The sequence below is a fragment of the Halobacteriovorax sp. BALOs_7 genome (assembly GCF_003612895.1).
In the GTDB taxonomy this organism is placed as follows: domain Bacteria; phylum Bdellovibrionota; class Bacteriovoracia; order Bacteriovoracales; family Bacteriovoracaceae; genus Halobacteriovorax_A; species Halobacteriovorax_A vibrionivorans.
In genome coordinates this window covers 1,579,655-1,598,183 of sequence record NZ_CP027772.1, presented here as the reverse complement: position 1 = coordinate 1,598,183, position 18,529 = coordinate 1,579,655, and the positions used below count along the sequence as shown (strand labels likewise).

The following is an 18,529-nucleotide window of genomic DNA, read 5'->3' as shown; positions in this document are numbered from 1 at the left end:
TAAAGTGCTTAAATCAAGGATTCTGTTGGCCATATTTTTGACACTGTCGATATTTTCGACACAAGTTCACGTCTACGCTAAGCGTACACACAGCGGGGCTATCTATAAAGCTGCCGATGAGGAATTTGGAAATGAAGAGGCCCTTGTTTCACTAAAGTTTCCTTTAAAGTTTTTAAGACAAGACCTTCAAGATGTTCTAGTTAAGCCAGAAGATTCTTACTTTAAAGAGATCAGCAAGATTGATTTAAATCCTATTGATCGCACTCTTCATTTAGATGCCACTATAATCATGCCAGATTCGATGCTTTTGAGTATGGAAGATAAGGCCGGTGATAAATTATTAAACGAGCACACAATCTCTCTAGTGCTTGGTTTTCCTTCGTATGTTCGTGGCCAGTATATTGAATTAGAAATTAAGAAATTTGTCCTTGATGACGTTGATTATACAAATGGTATGCACATGGTAACTAATGTTACAGCTGCACTATTAAAAAACCGAAGCCTATTGAATTATTTTCTAGCAGATCATAAAGCTCCAACTGATTATTCTGATGAAGACCTATCAAAAATGATTCGTGAATTATTCGACAATCAAGATATTGTGATTAAAGACAACCGCATACGTGCGCGTTTTAACTTTACAAAAATTACTGGATTCACTCGTTATAGTGACTTAGAAGATCTACAGATTTGGTATATTGGACCAAAGAAAATGAAGGGAACAGCTCAAGGTGCTGCCTTTATGGTGGAGGCCGGAATTGGTAATCCATCAATTAGCTATATTAAAGGGATTCGTGATGCTGGAAAAGTTGCCGCTAATGAATTGCTTAAATTAAGAGAACAAGAATATATTACTTATGGTTTTAATAAAGACGTTGAAACGAGATTAACAAAGCTTCACTCACGCTTGATGGAAGCAACAGGTATTTTTAATTGGAACGTGCGTGAAGAGAGAATTATTGATGAAATCCGCTCAACTCTCATCTCAAAAGCTCGCAAGGCCCTTTCTAAAGACGACTTGTACTTTATTGATGAGCCACAAAAAGCAAATATTAACTTCTTTGTCGCAGCTGAAGAGTTTTTAAGAGTATCCATTGCTGACATGAAACTTAGACATGTTATTGACATGGAAAATAGAAATGGTGGAAGCAAGGCCAAGACAATGCCATTTATTGAAACTCGTGTTTCTCAAAATGCTGTATCACAATTCACAAACTTTTTTAGAGATTTTAAATTAATCGAAAAAGAACCATTGTTTAAAGAATTAAATGTTGTGTTAGCACCACACTTACCAGGTGTTGTTTTAAAAGGGAGAGTTAATCTAGAGTTAAATTCTCTTTTTGAGATGGGACTTGAAGGTGAAGGAATTGATTTTAATAATCCAGACATAAGACTTGATAGTAAGACATATGGGGACTCTGTTCCATTTGAATTATCACTATATGTATATATGAGAGATAATGGTGTCTTAGAGCTTGATATTAAGGAGGCCGTACTAGGTGAAGGAAGCCAAGGCCGAGTTCATTTAACACCTAAGACAGATAAAGGATACTTTCTAGAAGAGTTCACAAAACTTGCAACTGCAAATATCTTAAAAACATATTTAATTAGTGATCCTCTTGCATCAAAAGAAGGTGATGAGCAGAAAACTGATCCAAAAGAGATTAAAGAAGATCTAATTAGAAAACTTGAAAGCTTCAAAAATAACTTTGCTTCTATTAACTCTGTAAAAACTGTTGATAAATTAATTGAAGTTAAAAAACTTGATCTACAAGGGCCGTTTACGTCGATTCCTGAAGAAATGACTGAAGAGAATCTTGTTGAATTCTTTAACAATATCTTAGGTATCGATCGTCATACAGGACGTTTACAAATTAACCTTGATCCAAAGATATTGAGTGAGAAGATCCTCTATGCTCAAAACAATATTCAGGTTTGGAATATTGAGCCAATATTCGACAAGTTAATGGATAAGACATATCTAGATCTAGCGATAGGTAATGGAGTACGTAGTAAGGAATTTTTAAATACAATTTATAATCGCCAAGAAAAGAAAGATAGTCTGACTTTTGTTGGAACAAGCGGAAATGTTAAGAATGAAGGCCCTGTTGATTATTCTTTTAAAATTAAATTAAGAGAGTTTGAATCAATGGTTAATTCGATTTTAACAGCTTCAATAGCACCACAAGTTAGAGATGCAAAAGCACAACTTGCAACACTTGAGGAAGGTAGCGTTAATATTCTTGAAGACCTGACTGTAAGAACACAAGGAGATAACCAACTTTATCTATCGATTGCATTAAACCAGATTGAAAAGAAGAAGAATTGGTTTGGCCGTAGAGTATTTGACAGTATTTTTAATCGAGATGCTAAGAATTATAAAATTATTAATAATCGTTCATCAATTACAGCACGTATTAAATTGCATGCTGTTGCCTTAGATGAGCACAAGAAGGAGCTTCTTGAAAAGAATGCAGATGAAATCTTTCTAGGAAATACTCTACTAAAGATTGAACTTGAGTCTATTGGACGATCGGTTAAGAATCCAGGACTGTTTGGGTCTATCCTAAACACTATGATAGGGGATGTGAATCTTAAGAATGGACTAATAGGTTCAAACTTAAAGAAGCTTGTATTAAAAATTGCAGGGCCAAAGCTAAATCCTGTTGGTAGAGAAAACGGAAGTGCAACTCTTGCTGGTTTCGCTCTTAATAACTATTTAAAAGTATTTACTACTAAGAATGATATCTTACTTCAACTTAACCCACGTCTTGCTGGACCTGTCTGGGATTTACTACTTGTTAAAGACCAAAACTTTAAGGGAAGAAAAGTTGGTGTAGGAGTTGATTATACAAAGAAAACAATTAACTTTGATTTTAAAATGGTATTTAACCCATCTACAGTTGATAAGCATGAGCTATTTTTAATTATGAATGACGCCAATGCAATCGTTAAAGATGTAAAAGCTGGAAACGTTAAGACAGTAAAAGATTTTATCACAGTTTATGATCGCTTATATTACAATAGCGATGTAACGAAGAGATCATTAGTTCACCGCTTAAAGAAAGTTGTAACAAATTATGACTCTCTTGCACTATTAAATGAGAATAAGTCTCATTATGATAATTACTCAACAACAGGTGCAGAAATTATGCAAATAGCGACAGCTGCTAAAGTCATTGCTGATGCAATTGATTCGGTTGTAGCTCTTAAACAGCCTAGTGGTGTAAATTATAAGCAACGTGCTAAGCAAATCGTAAACGAGCTTAATGAAGCATATATTGGTCCGTTCTCACGCTATTATGCAAAGAGATACCACACAAATAATTTAAAGATTATTAATGGTGAAATTAGTGATTGGACTTTATATATTCTACCAGATGCTCTTTTTGCTCATAAAGCATACGAGTTCTTAAAGTAATCTCTTACTATCTGGTAGACTTGCCTAAAATATAATTTAATCCAAAAAATATACTTGAACGATAGCCTCTTTTAGTTAAGGGGCTATCTTCTACGGCCGAAGAAAATACCGTATAAGAATAAAATGTATTTAAAACATATTTTTCAGTAATAGGGTAGTTACCTATCAATCGCAATGTCCATTGATGAGAATCTTCAGGTGTATACTTCGGTCGGTCTGCCCTTGCTTCAGTGTCAGTAACTCCAAAATAATAACGACTCCACTCCTTAGAGTGTTGAGAATATGAAATACCTGGCAGCAGGCTAATCTTTTCACCTTTCCAAGGTTCAAATTGGAAGGCCTTAGAAACTGAGACACTGTATTTATTTGCTTCAGAGCGACCACTGATATCTCTTTCATAAGAAAATCTTGTCATAAACCACTTAGAAGGCAGTAAGAAACTTAGACCTAGATCAAGTGAGCGATTTCTCTCTCTTAGTCCTTCATTATAAGTGCCTTTTTCGGCCTCTACTTTATTAAAGTCCGGCTTTAGAGTAAGTCTTGTTAGAGGAAGTAGCTTAAAACTTGCGGCAACTCCACGAAAAGAGAAGCGTTTGTAATTATAAGTGATTGAAGGAACAACTGGAATGTCGAAACTATCACCAACTTTATATAGAGATGTCGATATACTTGAGCCCAGACCTATCTGATTAGTTGGCTCAGGCCTTTTTGCTCGTTGCTTTTCAAGATTATCGATGCGATCAGTGCGACCATTAGAAAAGACTAAGGCCTGTCCAAAGAGAGCAGGCCCTATAATCAATAATTTTATGAATTTGAAAAGTGTTTCTTTACTACTTGGCAAACGTATTCGCATTCTTCTTCCGTGATATAAGCGTAACAAGGTAGGTTTAATACGGCCTTACTTATATAGTCCGCATTTCCATTATCAATTGATCCGGCCATATACTTTGGAGCTGCTTCTTGCTTACTCATTGCACCTGGATAGATTGTTCCAAAACCGACATTGGCCGCTTTTAGCGATTCAATTAATGGTCCTCTAAGATCTGGATCAATTAAGGCCACACTACAATATCCATTCTCTTCAACGTGAGAAGGAACTTCTTGTATCTTTAAAGGTAGGCCTTGTAAGTTTTCTTGATAGTATTTAACTGCTCTTCGTCTTGAGTCTAGTCTTGCATCAATGTGCTCAAGTGACATATTGAGAAATAGTGACTCGTAAGCACCAATTCTAGAGTTCCAACCAATAAGTCCATGTGAGTAATGGCTTGTACGACCATGATTGATTAGAGTACGACAAGTATTAATAATTTGCTCATCTGTTGAAAAGATTGCTCCCGCATCACCTGAAGCTCCCAGGACCTTTGCAGGATAGAAACTTGTTGTTGCAACTTTTGCGCTTCCTAGTAGAGACTCGCCATGAACTTTAGTTCCAAAGCACTGAGCACCGTCTTCTATTAGAGTAACTCCGTTATCTTCCGCAATTTTTCTTATTTCCATCGTGTCTGGACAACCCCATCCATATAGGTGAACAAGAATAGCTGCCTTTGGTTTAAATTTTTCAACAGCTTCTTTAAAAGTTTCTTTATCCCAGTGAAGTGTCTCACGACTTACGTCAACTGTAACAGGCTTGGCATTAACATTAACAACAGCTTCAAATGTTGCCCAAAAAGTCATATCTGGAATTAGAACAACATCATCTTTATCAATACCGACACCACGTAATGCAATTTGAATTGCATCTGTACCGTTAGCACAACCAACGACATGTTTTGCTTCTGTTTTCTCTTTTAGTTTTTCTTCAAGTTTTGCAACTTGAGGTCCACCAATAAATTGTGTGTTATCAAATAGAGTTTCTACTCCAGCTAAGAATTCTTCACGAAAGCCATTTTCGAAACGATTTAGGGTAATAAATGGTACGCCGTTAATTGACATATTTCCTCGCAATTTTATGTGTTTAGCACATTATATGACAAAGAATATGACTTAGGAATAGCGTAAATGGTATTTTTTAAGCAATAGGGGAGCGTATAACTCTCCTATTGCTTAATATCAAATGTCCAGGGCACAGAAACTAACTTTTTAAAGCTTACCTTTACCTGCGCAGGAACGTCATCGTCATCTAAATTTATTGTTGCTCGACGTGGTGTTATTCGTAAATTTCCAATAACAGGGAAATTTCCTTCGACTTTAATCCCGTCGATTTCTACTTTCTTATATCGTCCAATGTCACCATCAGTCTTTTCATAAATAAGTGTTGCTCCATCTTCTATTTCTGCATAGTGGAGAGTTTCCGCAAGGGCCTCTCGCTGCTCTTGTGTATTCATTGGTATATCTTCTGATCTGATTTTTATATCACCGTTGAAAGTATTCAATTTAACGACAGTATTACCCTTGCGATTCTTTTTAAATTCTATATTATCAATTTGATTAACAATATCTTCTAAGAGCTCAAGCTCCTTTGGTTTTAATTGGTCTTGAAAAGTTCCAACTAAGTAGGCGAGTTGTGTATTTGAAATCTTCTCGACTCCCATAAGAGATATCTTCTCTAATAAGATCAGTGGTAGGGCCATTGAATTTGCCTGGGATCTTTGCGGGTTCATATTGGCAAACATATCAAGCATAGCACCTTGAAAGATAGCAATCTGCTCATCATTAAATCCGGCCATATGCTCAAGAATATCCCCAACTTCATTCATTGTTGGAAGCATAAACATAGTAGGCGTACTCGTGTTAGTTACATCACAAATACAGCCATCATTCTTATCACTTTTTATACTAGAAATAGCTTCTTCAGATGAAAGGTATACCTGACTCGTTCCTCTATTTGCACTGATTAAGGCACAGGCATATCCACCTAATTCGATATCAAAATAACGATTCTTACTTTCTGATGCCCATAAAAGCATCTCTTTAATTGATTCTTGTGTTGGTGTTAATTGTTGTGCATTATTAAAGACTAGACCTGACTTGTCTCTAAGGTTCTCAAATCCAATATAAAGCTTCCCTTCATGTTCTTGAACGTAATTAACTCTCGCATTATTGATATGACAGCTTGATCCAAATGAAGCGAGACTATTAGCAGGTGAAAAAATAAGTAGAATTAGTGAAAATCCTAGTAACAGCTTGATGTTGTTTAACATTTGGTCGACTCCTGTCGTTTTATTAGACAAAATGGCCATAATTTGGCCTTATAAACGTTTTATACTGTTATATTTGCAAGCTACATACCAAAGAGGGGATTTTGGTGATAAAAAGCATTTATGAAAACACTTATTCTTATGCTTTTAATTCTGCCACTTAGTATCCAAGCTCAAATCTCTCAAGGAGAGTTTGCACAAACTATTAATAAATTAATTGAAATCTATGATAAGGATCTTCCAACTCAAAGAATTGTGGATATTAACTGGGAATCAGAAACTGAAAATGCCTCTGTCTCATACAAGAATGGTAAAGCACAATTTAGCTTTCACGGTGGCTTTGTCCGTAATTTAAACTTAAGTACGGATGCTTTGGCCCTTGTTACTTGTCATGAAATTGGACACCTAATAGGTGGATACCCAAAAGTAATGCCAACACAAAAGTACACAAGTGAAGGCCAGTCAGACTATTTTGCAACAAGAACCTGCTTAAAGAAATACTTTGTAGAAACTGATGATAGCAATTATTCACTAAGTCACATCAAGCAAGAGTTAATTGAAAAATGTGATAATAATAGATTTTGTCTAAGAGGTTTAGCGGCCATAAGAGATGCATCTGTAATCTATTCAGAAAATGCTCATATCAATCATAAGACGGCCCATATAAGTCCATATACGATCTTTAATGATTATCCAAAAGGGCAGTGCCGTGTTGATACGTTAAGGGCCGGCCTATTTAATGAAAAAAGGCCTTCATGCTGGTTTAAAGACTTTCAAAGTGATCGATACGAATACGATGAAGAATATATTTATGAAGAAGCACAGGCCGTTGCTGATATCACAGAAGTGACAATGACTAGCTTCGGTTGTCATGTACGCACAGCATATCCAAATGTATGGATGGGAAGTTACTTCAATCCATTATCTGAGTCTGAATTAATGATGAAAGGAGTAAATGTTGTCGGTGCTTGTCCATATAAGAAGGGACAGGTTATTAGCGGCTCGATGACGTTATTTCGAGGATCTCTATACTTAAACTTAAGAAATACAGATAAATAAAGAAGAATTTTTACTTTTTTTTAAGTGTTAAGTCTCTCCTATTTCCGATAAAAATTGTTAATTAATTTTTATAGTTGGGGGAGTTATGAGAAATCTTACAAAGTTTGGGATATTTGTTTCTATTTGTCTTTTAAGCGCAACAGCTTATACAGCAACAATCGATTTTGGAACGACAAATTATATCTCGTTTCGTTGCCAAGTAGATATCTTTGAGAAAAAAGTAAATCCAGTCACATATCGTGCGTATGCTGGGCGTCTTTTAAATACAGTATTTCATGAGCAATACAATGCCGTATATGGCCCTGATATAAAGTTATTAATTGATTTAGACAATGATCGCTCATTGTTTTCAAACGTCTTTATTGGTGGCAATGGATACTTGAAATGGTCGGCCGTTGAAACAGATCACGATGCAACTACAATTGATGATGCCACATGGCCAGTCACTCCACGAGTTATCTATAGTCCAAGAGCATATGATAACGCTAATAATAGAAAAACATTTGGAGAGTCAGATCATTACTTATTTCGTATCGAATGTTTTGAAGTTAAAGAATTTAGCGATGATTATTACTATAATAAGAAATAATCAGATTTGATGAAAAATTTTGTAAATTTTAGCCGTAGTACCCACGGGGCAAAATTACATGATATGTAGTAAAAATTCACTATGATAGTAATTTTTCAAATTCTGGGGGGAACTTATGAAAAATCATCTAAAACTTGCCGTAGTTAGCACGCTAATTTTATCAAATCATGAGTCTAGAGTTACTGCTGTAAGCTTGGTTTGTGACAAGATTTAGCATTTCAACACGTTAACATATGCCTTACCCGATATAACGGATATTATATCGCATGAAATATTTTCCCTCTCTCTCTAGTTGCCGTGTAATTTAGTTTGGTTTTCGTCATCTTCAAATACATTATACCCATAAATTATCTTATGCATTTCATTGTATTTGTTATTTGCTTCAACTTCTTTGTGATAAGATCCACCATTTATTTGTATAACTGCTTTCCATTTTTTCTGACGTGGACAAAAATTTGCACCAAATGTACCATTTGAATTTCTTTGAGAGCGTCTAATGTGATTTTGCTTATGAGATACCCATTCTAAGTTATCAGATTTATTATTTCCTCTGTTTCCATCGATATGATTCACACTGTCTAATTTGCTTGGGTTTTTGACGTGAAATAATGCAACTAGTCGATGAACATACATAGATAAGTTGCTATTGTGATTTAAACTGATTGTACACTGAATATAGCCAGCAGGAGTTGGCCTCATTTTTAAATAACGTCCTCGCCTTTTACTGAATACTTTACCATTTTGAGAGACGTTATATTTTTCAGAGATTTCATCTTTTAAATCATATAGATTCATACTTGTTGTGGAGTAATTATTCTTCTCCTTTCTTAACTGAAGGATGTATTCACATATCTCATACATTTCGTCATGAAAATCTTTGTAGCTTTTAAGTTCGCTCCCATATTGTTCGTAAAGCTTTTTAATATCTTTCATCTAACACCTTCTGAAAAATATTAGATTAACAATATGTCCATGAATAAAAAAGTAATTTAAGACTAATTACGATAGAAGTTCGATTTTTAACTAAGGTGTTTAATTATTCACTTGGCATTTAAATCGCAATTCAATTTCTACCCAGCAAAAAAGATAGCTAAAGCAAAGACTGCTAGCAAACTAATGACGATTGCTTGAAAGAAGTAGTTCTTCTTTGTTTCTGCTGCTTTGAACTCACCAGTTAAGCGAAAGTGTGAATCATTGATATTGTTAATCACGTATTGAATCTTTCCTAGGGGTGTAAGTCCTGTGAAGTCATAGAGGACTTCCCTATTTTCACAAATGGCCGTGTATGGAACGCCACGCACTCCAAATTGATCTGCAATCTCTGGACTCTCAATGGTATTTACTTCATATACATTTACATCTGGATTATTGTTATTTAAGGCTTCAAAGACAGGTGCCATTGTTTTACATGGGCCACATGTATCAGAATAAAACTTGATAACGAAAACGTTCTTTTCGCTAGAGACAACAGATTCAAAGTTTTCATTATTTATTTTCTTTATATTCATTTTAAATTCCACATATAGCGTGTTGGTCATGTTTTATTTCAAAATTCAATATTTATATGCTTCTTCTTATTAAAAAAGGTATCACAGTAAGATGGATCATTGTATAGATCGAGATTTATTGCACATATGAAAAACCCATCATAAGTGAGTAGCTCTTTATCATAAGGAGAACCTAATTCTATAAGCTCTTCCTTTACGATGAGAACTCGTTCGAGAGGGAAATTCATATAACGTCCATAATCACGATCTTTTCTTAGCCTGAAATGATTTAAAACATTGGAATCATTTAAGTGTCGACATATTGCGGCTCCTAAAAAAGTTACTCTTCCATCTTTTTCATATGTTGGAATTATACAAACTTTCTTAAGTATATCTGGTTCTTTTACTTGTAGATATATATCATTTTTGTTTTCAGTTGACTGACAAATGTTAAACTCACCAAGGTTTGAATCTGATTTTGTATAGCCCGATTTTTGGTCTGTAGACCAACTACAGTGAGTTAGTCCATTCTCTTCATTTTTGTCCTGGTTATCAACTGTTGAATTATTAGCGTCATCTTCTTTCTTGGCCTCATAGGAAAGCTTGAGATTGATGACCTCTCCTTTATTATCGATTCTTGTAAATTCAAGTTCATTGCCTTCATCTTGACTTGTCCCTAGATAATAAAACCTATTATTCGCTTTTATTATCTCTCCGCTACCACTTTCTAATTTATAACTTAGAGGCAGGTTTGCACATATCATGGGGAGTTCTATCATTTTATAATCAGTATACTTAGTAGGAAGTACTGCATCTTGCTCTTGTTGAGACCAAGGATTATCCAAAGCACATTTTGTTCTAATAGAAAACTCATTGTCTAAAATTTGTTTTTTATTATTTTTATCCGTTAATGAGATTTGGTGTACTTTATTTTCATTTAGTAAATCGTTTGGAAAAATGCAGTAAAGAGAAGAGCCATCAACGGTTAAATTAGTACATTCTTTATCATCTACTAAAATCTTGTCTATGTTTTTAGAAATATGGCCTAAGAAACTACACTTGATACGATAAGTTGTAGTATTTAATTGTTCTGGTGATTTTTCACAGTTTACTAGCTCAGAAAGATTACCTGCGGCGCCTTCTTGTGTTTCATTTGTACTATTGCTTCCATTGCAACTATATATAAAAATAATTAATAATGCTGTTGCAAAACTTCTCTTTAGCATTTTTTAAACTCCCTAAAATATTAAGGTGCTTATCGGTAAAATGATCAATATTTTGAGTTTAAAATGGTTAAGAAAATTTCTGTAGATTGTATAAATAAGTTAGTAAAAACACACGCTAGCTTTTAAATAGAATGCATTAATGTAATTAAATTTAGATTTTTAGGAGTATTTATTACGCACTCATTTTTTCGTCTTCTTTAGTTACTTTACTCTTTAAATTTAATTCAATGCAATTGTCTGGGTTAAATTGAGTAACATTATCCCCTAGTGGCATCCTTAAAGCTTTGGGTCTTGGAAACATAATGAGCATTAAGGCAAGACTTGAACCATAAGAAAAGTAGAATTGTGTTGAGCTTATTCCATGAGTGATAACACCAAGAACTCCAAGCATTGTTATGGTACTTGCCAGCGCCCAGGCGTTAGTCCACATTGCTACAACTTCAAATCGAGCGATTTCCTCGCAATTGATTTTGTCATGAGTCTTTATGAATTTATCTGATGAGATCCTTTTTCGAATCTTTTTCCGCGATCCTAAGACAAAGAAGAATATTAAGGACATAGCTATAGGAACAACCCCAAGTGATTGTATGATGGCACCGTCAAATGCATTTGCCACCTTAGGCCCATATTTCTTTATAAAATAATCATTCCATACCAAGTAACATAGAAATGACTGCAAGAATATGAAGAGGCCATATAAATATCCCGCAAATATCTTCCCCATTTCCAAATTCATTTAATCTCCAAAGCGTCCCTATCGATTTGTTGATTGATAATTATCTCTTAGTTTACGTTCTAAATGACCTCAAATATGAGCGAACATATTCATATTGAGATGAAGCCAATGATTTCAAAGTATTATGCATAAGAAATATTGAGATTATTCTAAGTTTTTAAGAAGAAGGGAATTTCCAAATTTGAATATTTCTGTGAAAATGGCAGATTTAATTGCCAAAAAGACAACTGTATAGGCTTCTAGGGCCAAGAGTTGATAAATGTCATCTTATTAATTAGGCCCACACCTGATAAAGACATTTCTAATGACGTGTACATTTCTACGTGCAAAATTTGCTAAGTTTCTTAAGTTGTATTTTACTTGTCCACTTCGCGCAGTAACTTTTGTGTTATCTGTTGGCGCATTTGTCCAGTTAAAGACTAGGCCATGGGCGCGATTGAGGTTCTTGCTCGTTATATAACTTCCACCATAGACAAATTCAGGGCGATCACCACCGCCGTAAACCCTAAGTCCTGATAAGTAGCGTTTTACTTTTGCTAAGACCTCACCTTTTGTACCTTCAAACCTGTAGCCATTTCGAAACTTATCTCCATACGAGGTAACAGTGAAAGCAATTTTTGCGTCACTTGGAAGATCCTGGTAGATAAAATCGATAGAGTTTCTAAGCTTTGCTATATTTTGCCCCTGACTATCTGTCGTATCCACGGCAAGCCCCATAGCATAGATATTCATAAGATCAGGCTTAGTGCGTGAAACATCGGCCCTCATTTGTTTGATGAGTGAATTAACATCACAGCCACGAGAGCTTTTCATCGAATAATCCTTGGCCCCAGTTGTAGGAAAGCCAGGCACTTTCCAGGAATCAAGCTGTACTGTCCCTATTTTTAGAATCTTTTCAACTTCCTGACTGAGTTTAAGGCCTACTTCTGCAGTTGTTGGTTGGGCAGAACAGGACTTTAGAGCAATTTCTTCAAGCTTTTCAACTTTAATAGTAATCGGCTTTTTAATATTAAATTGTTGAAGCTTCTGCTGGATCTCTTGTGTCGATGAAGTGGGCCTTTGTCCCATTTTCACAAGACAATTATCGAGATCATCAATATTTTGTATGGAATTCATGCAGGCATTTCCATAAGAATTTAATGATAAGAGAATAGTAAATGCAAGAAAGCCTAATTCCATTGCAATATTGTAACATATATAATGAAATAGCCGTCTATGTTGTGCTTATATTTTCACTGTTGATTACTTCTATCTCTCCGGTTCCATCAGGACGTGTATCATAAAGCCACATATATCGAACTGCCACTACAATAAAACTTAAACGATAGAAACAGTGTAGAAGGATAAGTGGCATATAGGCACGATTACCAATTGATGTTAACGATGATAGATTCATAAGAGTGAACAACAATGAAAAAATGATTCCTGCAATCAAGGACTTCTTAGGTGTTTCATTAATTACAAGAAGAGTGCCGATAGTGAGGTAAATAATTACATTTAATCCCCCTATTATGGTTATCATTGTTAGTCCTGCACCTTGGGCCAATAGCAGAATATTTCCTAAGAGAATCCAAATAGCATGACCTATAAGAATAGAAGCACTAACTATCTTCCAGCTCTTAAGCGTATTCTTATCTGGATTATATGATTTCATTAAAATGGCACAAGTGATGGCCATTATAGACAATGGAACAAAGGGAACAATTCCCATATATTTACCTGCGATAAAGCCAAGTACACCACCCAGAATAGTCGCTAATCTTGTCTTTATTGATACATCTTGATTTTCTTTCATAAGAAAGCCCCTTTTAAAAAAATACAGTTTTAATTATGAAGGAAGTAACCATTTACGACACAAAGATTTCTTTTGAAAAATATGTGGTTTATTTTAGGCAATGAGATTTTTACATGTTATCAAGCTTCATTTAATTTATGCTCAAGAATTAACTTCAAAAGCACATTATTGAATTTAATAATTATTGCCAATAATTTAAGCAATGAGACCAATCTTCCTCTCAACACTTCGATCATGTAAAAAGAATTTCACTTGGCTTTGGTAGAATTCCATAATGGTTTTCTCCATATTTGAATAAACATTCTTTTTTAAATAAGACTCTAACTCTCCTATTTGGATCTGCATATCTTGGTTGTCTTGGACGTATTTAAAATAGATCGTGTCTTTGACTTTTTTATAGCTGATATCAAATTTGATATTTTCTGCTGGCTGCATATTCTTATTTCCATCAATATGGAGCCTAAGCAAGATCGAAAAGATCCAGTAATCGTTGTCAGCCAATTTAACGGCACCATGAGGAGTGTAAGAAATATCCTCATCTATTGGTGAGAAATATTCCTCTTCCTCATCAGGTTCAAGTTGTAAGGTTGGAACAAGCTTTATGAGATCATATTCGTTCTCACCAAGGCCTAAGTACGAACGAAAACCATTGAACACAGTCGTTGCAAACTCTGTAGCATCATCATGAGTCTTAAAAAAGAGCTCTCTTGATTTCTTATATTCATTACATAGATCAGTATATGACATTATTTACTCCATATTCCTTAGATATCTTTACCATTGTTAATTGATAGGACACCTGACTCAAATGGATTAACAGTATTGATAAAATAGTAGCACCTTGAATTATCGATCACAAAACCACCTGGTCTCCTAGAGGACATTTGCACCCTCCAGCCACGAGCAAGTAGCGGCACATCAACTTTAACAAGTTCGCTATCATGATTATAGTAAAAGTTAATAAGAGTTACTTTCAGTAATCGATAATCTCTTACTTGTTCGCTACTATGAAGAATATTTAAAGCGTAAACAATCCCATCTTCTTGGGTTCCACGAATGGCCTCGTTATGTTCAGGTATAGCATGAAAGAAGAAGCTTCTTTCAAAGTCTTTAATACACAAGTCCTGGAGAGTTCTCTTATCTTTAATGCGCTCGATATTGTCTTTGGCAACCATTCCCCTATCATGCCAATCCTGATCAAGCTCCTGATATTCTTGTTCAACCTTGCCTTCCACAGAACTGAGTGAGCGTGTATTTGCTTTTGTATCACTTTGCTCTTTATTACTGGAACAAGAAAAAGCGCAACTTAATAAGTAGATGAGAAATAATGTAGGAAATGAGATTTTTCTTTGCATAAGTAACACATCGACATGTTACATGTGCCACACAAGTCGATGTATCTTGTTTTAAGAAATCTTAAGCTTTAATTAACGACAGTCCTTATGCAGGAGATACTTTGAATACTTTTCATACTTATCTCCCAAGGCCTCACAGCGATCTGGCTCCACAGGACATTCCATACCAATATTATCCAAATGCTTCTTAATTTGCTTTCTCATAAAGCCATTTGTATATGAATTACAGTTTAGGCCTTCATCCATTCCATCATCAACATAGTCGATAAAGCTTATCTCTTTAACTTTCTTAAATTCACCTTGGACACATTTTATAACGGCCAGGCCTTCATAACTTTCACCAGTTAAAGGATCAACTCCCTTACCAAAGAGCTTCATAAAGAAGCGCAGCCCTTGAAAATTTGCCACGAGATCACCATTTGAGATGATTCCATTAAAGAAACCTCCCCAGGTAATGGACTCAGACCTCTTACCATATTTGAGTATTTCTTTAATACTTTGTCCGTGACGGATATGTTTTAGATAATATAGATATCCAATATTAAACATATGACTAAATTTATCGCTTCCAATATAGGCATTATTAGTCAAAATAAGTGGTGAATAAGGGGTAAGCTTCAGTACAGGTTTATAAATAAGAGGAATATATTGGTATACCGATTCACTCTTTTTTGTCTCAACAGAGTATCCATCTCCTAATTTCCCCTTATCAATATAGACTTGTAAGGGATTAGCAACAAATAAACCTCTAAGGGAGGCCACTAAGTTCTTCTTCACTTTTCTTCGTAATGTCCCTTTGTGACAAATATTGCCAAAGATATCATCAGCGTGATTAGCTTCCTTTATAGCATCTTCCAAGGCCTTATTGAGGTAGATATCAAGCTTATCTAAAGAGTCTAGTAAAGGCACATGTCGATGGGTAAAACTATCAACCTCTAGAGCGAAAGAAGATAATTGAAAGCAGGCAAATAGCATTGTTAAGATATATTTCGATTTCATAAACAATACTCTACATTTTACTCTCACATAGAAGAAAATTAAGAAAGCTAAAATGCTGGTAAAGAAAGTTAACCGATTTAGCATAGCTTGGCCCCTATATAGAAAATGAACATAGAGTATAAATATTTCCTCTTTTGCCCATAAAAGACCTTGAAAATGGTAGAAAAAGCTATGAAGAACCGAATTCTCTATCCTATTTTAATCGCGCTATTATCAACTCAGGCCTTTGGTTTGGACCTTACACAACAACAGGCCCAGACAGAGCCTCAGATGCGTATTGGGGCCCTTCCTTTTCCTTTCTTTATCTACTCAAGAGCTGATGATGATCTTGGTCAACACAGCTATCTCGAAAGTAAGAAGGAAGAAGACCGAGGATTAATATACACATGTCGTGGTGGATTTATTGATATCGCTCACTTAAGAACCGGCAGTGACTATACTGCTTTCTACGTGAGTAAAATAAAAGAGGCCATTAAAAATGGTTCAAAGGAAATGGCGCTAAAAGCACAAGGGCCAAGCTCTATTATCGCAAAATTGCCACACTTAAATCTGAATGAAGATGAAATTATAGAAACGGCCCAGTATATGGCCCATAATATTCTTACTTGGCATGAGTTTACGACTTGGTATGGATGGTCTGCATTAAAGATTAAAAATGCTGAGAAAATGTCAGGTTTCTCATATGAGGATATCTATTCTCACTTAATTGGTATTGAAGCAGCAGGCCGGGCCTTAAAGAATAAGAAGCTAAGCTATGACCAGGCCATGACTGTTGAGCTAGACAAGATGTTAAATCAGGAAAATGGAGAACTTGAGCGAGTATCGAGGAAGCTTACTAAGAAAATAACAAAAAGTGTAAAAGGAGAGTTCTATAAAAGACGATCGATCTTTACATACTTTCTCTATAAGCAAACAAATATAGGTAAGAAGTCTGATACCTTATCACCTCTTCTTGTAACTAACGATAGTGTATCAGGCTGTCAGTCGACACAAGAGCGCAAAGCACATTTCTTTGGTGAAAACAAAGGTCTCGTATCTATTGAAATCAAACCTAAAATCAAGCAGGCCAAAAAGATCCTAAAAGATGCCGGATCAACCGATGGCAAAATCATAATTGAGCGCGATTACGAAACACTCATTGAAGCGGTTGAAAGAGATATCTTAAATTACTACGACAGAAATGCTCTTTTACAGTATTAACGTCTCGTAAATTCTAAATCAATTGCTCGGTCGCTACTAAAAACAAATTTCTGCTTTGGCTTCACTAGACTTAGATCACATGCTGGTGTGACAACGAAGTTCTTTATGAGATGGGCCAAGATAATTTTGACCTCAATATTTGCCATCTCACGCCCAAGGCATGTCCTAGTACCTGTAGAGTAAGGAATATAAGACTTCTTTTGTTCATTTGTTAGATTATTGAATCGTTGTGGATTAAATTCATTATGGTCACTTCCCCATACTTTCTTATTATTTAGGATCTTACCTAATAACGTAAATACGATCGTACCTTTTTTAACATCGATAACTTTCTCATCTTGGTTAATTTGAGCATCTTCACAGGCCTCTCTAAAAAGAATTGGAAATGCTGGCCTTAACCTTAAAGTTTCATCCACATATGTTTGAAGTAATTCATTATCAATAAAGGATTTCGTATCTTTTAAATCATAATTTTTAAGCTCTTCATACAAATCCTGTTGAAGCTTTTGGTTTTGCGCTAGAAAGTAAAGTGCCCAAGTTAATGAAACCGCTGTAGACTCAAATGAAGCGCCGACAAGGCCATATATCTGACCAATGATAGACTCTGTATCAACCCATTGATCTTTGAGATAGGTAATCAAGGTATAATTCTCTGTTCCTTTTTCAACTTTTTGTCTAACAAAGTCTTTTCCTTCTTTGATGAATTTGGAAAAACGTAAATTACTAATTGTTGGAAGATACTTCCACAATGGGCCATAATTCATTCTCTTAGTTAATTCAGCAATGAGAAATTTTTGAAAATAATAAAAGCTGTCACATTCTGCTTTTGGATTAGTTATTTCTTCTTTTGATATTTTAAAATCATGCTCGATAAAGAATTCACTTGTAATTGATAAGGCCAATTTTCCCATGAGAACTTCTACATCTCTTACACAGGCCTTCTCACCAAATAGAGGAAGTTGTTTTTCAAGTCTATTATTTGCTATTGAATATAGTCCCTCAAGAATCTTCGGTGTGAAGAATTGGATTAACTCTGCTCTTAACTTCTGCCAGCTTTCGCCATCAGCATCTAATATGGATGGCCTACCTTTATTGATATGCTTTATTTCATTAAGAGTGCTGCCCTTTAAGAATGTATTTCTCTTCTTTACAATAACTTCTTTAAAGCTCTCAAGCTCAGAAACAACTAAGACATCTTTATGGAATAATTTAAAACGAAATGAGTCCCCAAGATCATATGTTCGATCTGTTAGTTGCTCAAAGAGACACTCTTTAAAATTTAACTCTCCAATACTTCCAATAATAGGATATGCCTTTAAGCTTGGGATTCTTGTCACTACTTATCTCTCCCCTTTACACGAATAACTTTCTTTCCGGTGTCTGCGACATCTCGGCCAGCTTTCTCTTTCGTTTTTGGGAGTTCATACTTAGTACTATCCATTGCTTGATCAGCAATTGAAAAAGCAGCACTTGCACTTATATGCATAAGTCCCACAAGAGCAAAAATCGATAACGTCTTTTTCAT

The 18,529-nt window shown here is 35.1% G+C and carries 18 protein-coding genes; 4 read left to right on the top strand and 14 right to left on the bottom strand.

Annotated elements, in window-relative coordinates:
* Positions 1–25 precede the first annotated feature (25 nt).
* Positions 26–3,421, top strand: a complete 3,396-nt coding sequence (locus BALOs_RS07760) for a hypothetical protein (protein WP_162929609.1) — start codon at positions 26–28, stop codon at positions 3,419–3,421.
* A gap of 7 nt (positions 3,422–3,428) precedes the next feature.
* Here the strand turns inward: BALOs_RS07760 and BALOs_RS07755 are convergent, their stop codons facing one another.
* The 3 genes from BALOs_RS07755 to BALOs_RS07745 form a co-directional block, all read right to left on the bottom strand.
* Entirely contained in the window at positions 3,429–4,274 is an 846-nt protein-coding gene (locus tag BALOs_RS07755) for a MipA/OmpV family protein (protein ID WP_120404808.1), read from the bottom strand.
* Entirely contained in the window at positions 4,226–5,353 is a 1,128-nt protein-coding gene (locus BALOs_RS07750) for a DegT/DnrJ/EryC1/StrS aminotransferase family protein (RefSeq protein ID WP_120404807.1), read from the bottom strand. The genes BALOs_RS07755 and BALOs_RS07750 overlap by 49 nt, the downstream gene beginning before the upstream one ends.
* Before the next feature lie 104 nt (positions 5,354–5,457).
* Entirely contained in the window at positions 5,458–6,561 is a 1,104-nt protein-coding gene (locus tag BALOs_RS07745) for a hypothetical protein (protein ID WP_120404806.1), read from the bottom strand.
* 120 nt (positions 6,562–6,681) lie between these two features.
* Here BALOs_RS07745 and BALOs_RS07740 point away from each other — a divergent pair, with 120 nt between their 5' ends.
* Both BALOs_RS07740 and BALOs_RS07735 read left to right on the top strand, forming a co-directional pair.
* Complete coding sequence (locus BALOs_RS07740; protein ID WP_120404805.1) at positions 6,682–7,617, top strand: hypothetical protein; 936 nt, start codon at positions 6,682–6,684, stop codon at positions 7,615–7,617.
* Between the two features lie 85 nt (positions 7,618–7,702).
* Positions 7,703–8,206 carry a hypothetical protein gene (locus BALOs_RS07735; protein ID WP_115362694.1) on the top strand — a complete coding sequence of 168 codons (504 nt, stop codon included), beginning with the start codon at positions 7,703–7,705 and terminating at the stop codon, positions 8,204–8,206.
* Positions 8,207–8,494: 288 nt separating this feature from the next.
* Here the strand turns inward: BALOs_RS07735 and BALOs_RS07730 are convergent, their stop codons facing one another.
* From BALOs_RS07730 to BALOs_RS07690, 9 genes are all read right to left on the bottom strand, one after another.
* A complete protein-coding gene (locus tag BALOs_RS07730; protein ID WP_115362610.1) occupies positions 8,495–9,139 on the bottom strand; it encodes an HNH endonuclease in 645 nt (214 codons plus the stop codon).
* Between the two features lie 137 nt (positions 9,140–9,276).
* Positions 9,277–9,714, bottom strand: coding sequence for a co-chaperone YbbN (locus tag BALOs_RS07725; protein ID WP_162929608.1), 438 nt, complete (start codon positions 9,712–9,714; stop codon positions 9,277–9,279).
* Between the two features lie 38 nt (positions 9,715–9,752).
* The gene (locus BALOs_RS07720) at positions 9,753–10,919 is read right to left on the bottom strand and encodes a hypothetical protein (RefSeq protein WP_120404803.1); all 1,167 of its coding nucleotides are present in this window, start codon (positions 10,917–10,919) and stop codon (positions 9,753–9,755) included.
* Between the two features lie 172 nt (positions 10,920–11,091).
* Positions 11,092–11,655 carry a hypothetical protein gene (locus BALOs_RS07715; protein WP_120404802.1) on the bottom strand — a complete coding sequence of 188 codons (564 nt, stop codon included), beginning with the start codon at positions 11,653–11,655 and terminating at the stop codon, positions 11,092–11,094.
* 270 nt (positions 11,656–11,925) lie between these two features.
* Complete coding sequence (locus BALOs_RS07710) at positions 11,926–12,834, bottom strand: hypothetical protein (protein WP_162929607.1); 909 nt, start codon at positions 12,832–12,834, stop codon at positions 11,926–11,928.
* 34 nt (positions 12,835–12,868) lie between these two features.
* Positions 12,869–13,450, bottom strand: coding sequence for a hypothetical protein (locus BALOs_RS07705; RefSeq protein WP_120404800.1), 582 nt, complete (start codon positions 13,448–13,450; stop codon positions 12,869–12,871).
* A 195-nt stretch (positions 13,451–13,645) separates the two neighbouring features.
* Positions 13,646–14,197: a hypothetical protein gene (locus tag BALOs_RS07700; RefSeq protein WP_120404799.1), complete on the bottom strand. Its 552-nt coding sequence runs from the start codon at positions 14,195–14,197 to the stop codon at positions 13,646–13,648.
* 17 nt (positions 14,198–14,214) lie between these two features.
* Positions 14,215–14,805, bottom strand: a complete 591-nt coding sequence (locus BALOs_RS07695) for a hypothetical protein (protein WP_120404798.1) — start codon at positions 14,803–14,805, stop codon at positions 14,215–14,217.
* 72 nt (positions 14,806–14,877) lie between these two features.
* Positions 14,878–15,804, bottom strand: coding sequence for a hypothetical protein (locus tag BALOs_RS07690; RefSeq protein WP_120404797.1), 927 nt, complete (start codon positions 15,802–15,804; stop codon positions 14,878–14,880).
* Positions 15,805–15,975: 171 nt separating this feature from the next.
* Between BALOs_RS07690 and BALOs_RS07685 the strand changes: the two genes are divergently transcribed.
* Entirely contained in the window at positions 15,976–17,004 is a 1,029-nt protein-coding gene (locus tag BALOs_RS07685; RefSeq protein ID WP_162929606.1) for a DUF4056 domain-containing protein, read from the top strand.
* On the opposite strand, the gene BALOs_RS07680 is transcribed toward BALOs_RS07685, so the two are convergent.
* Positions 17,001–18,341: a cytochrome P450 gene (locus BALOs_RS07680; protein ID WP_115362592.1), complete on the bottom strand. Its 1,341-nt coding sequence runs from the start codon at positions 18,339–18,341 to the stop codon at positions 17,001–17,003. The two genes, BALOs_RS07685 and BALOs_RS07680, sit on opposite strands and share 4 nt — an antisense overlap.
* On the bottom strand, positions 18,341–18,529 hold the full coding sequence (locus tag BALOs_RS07675) for a hypothetical protein (RefSeq protein WP_115362590.1): 189 nt from the start codon (positions 18,527–18,529) through the stop codon (positions 18,341–18,343). The genes BALOs_RS07680 and BALOs_RS07675 overlap by 1 nt, the downstream gene beginning before the upstream one ends.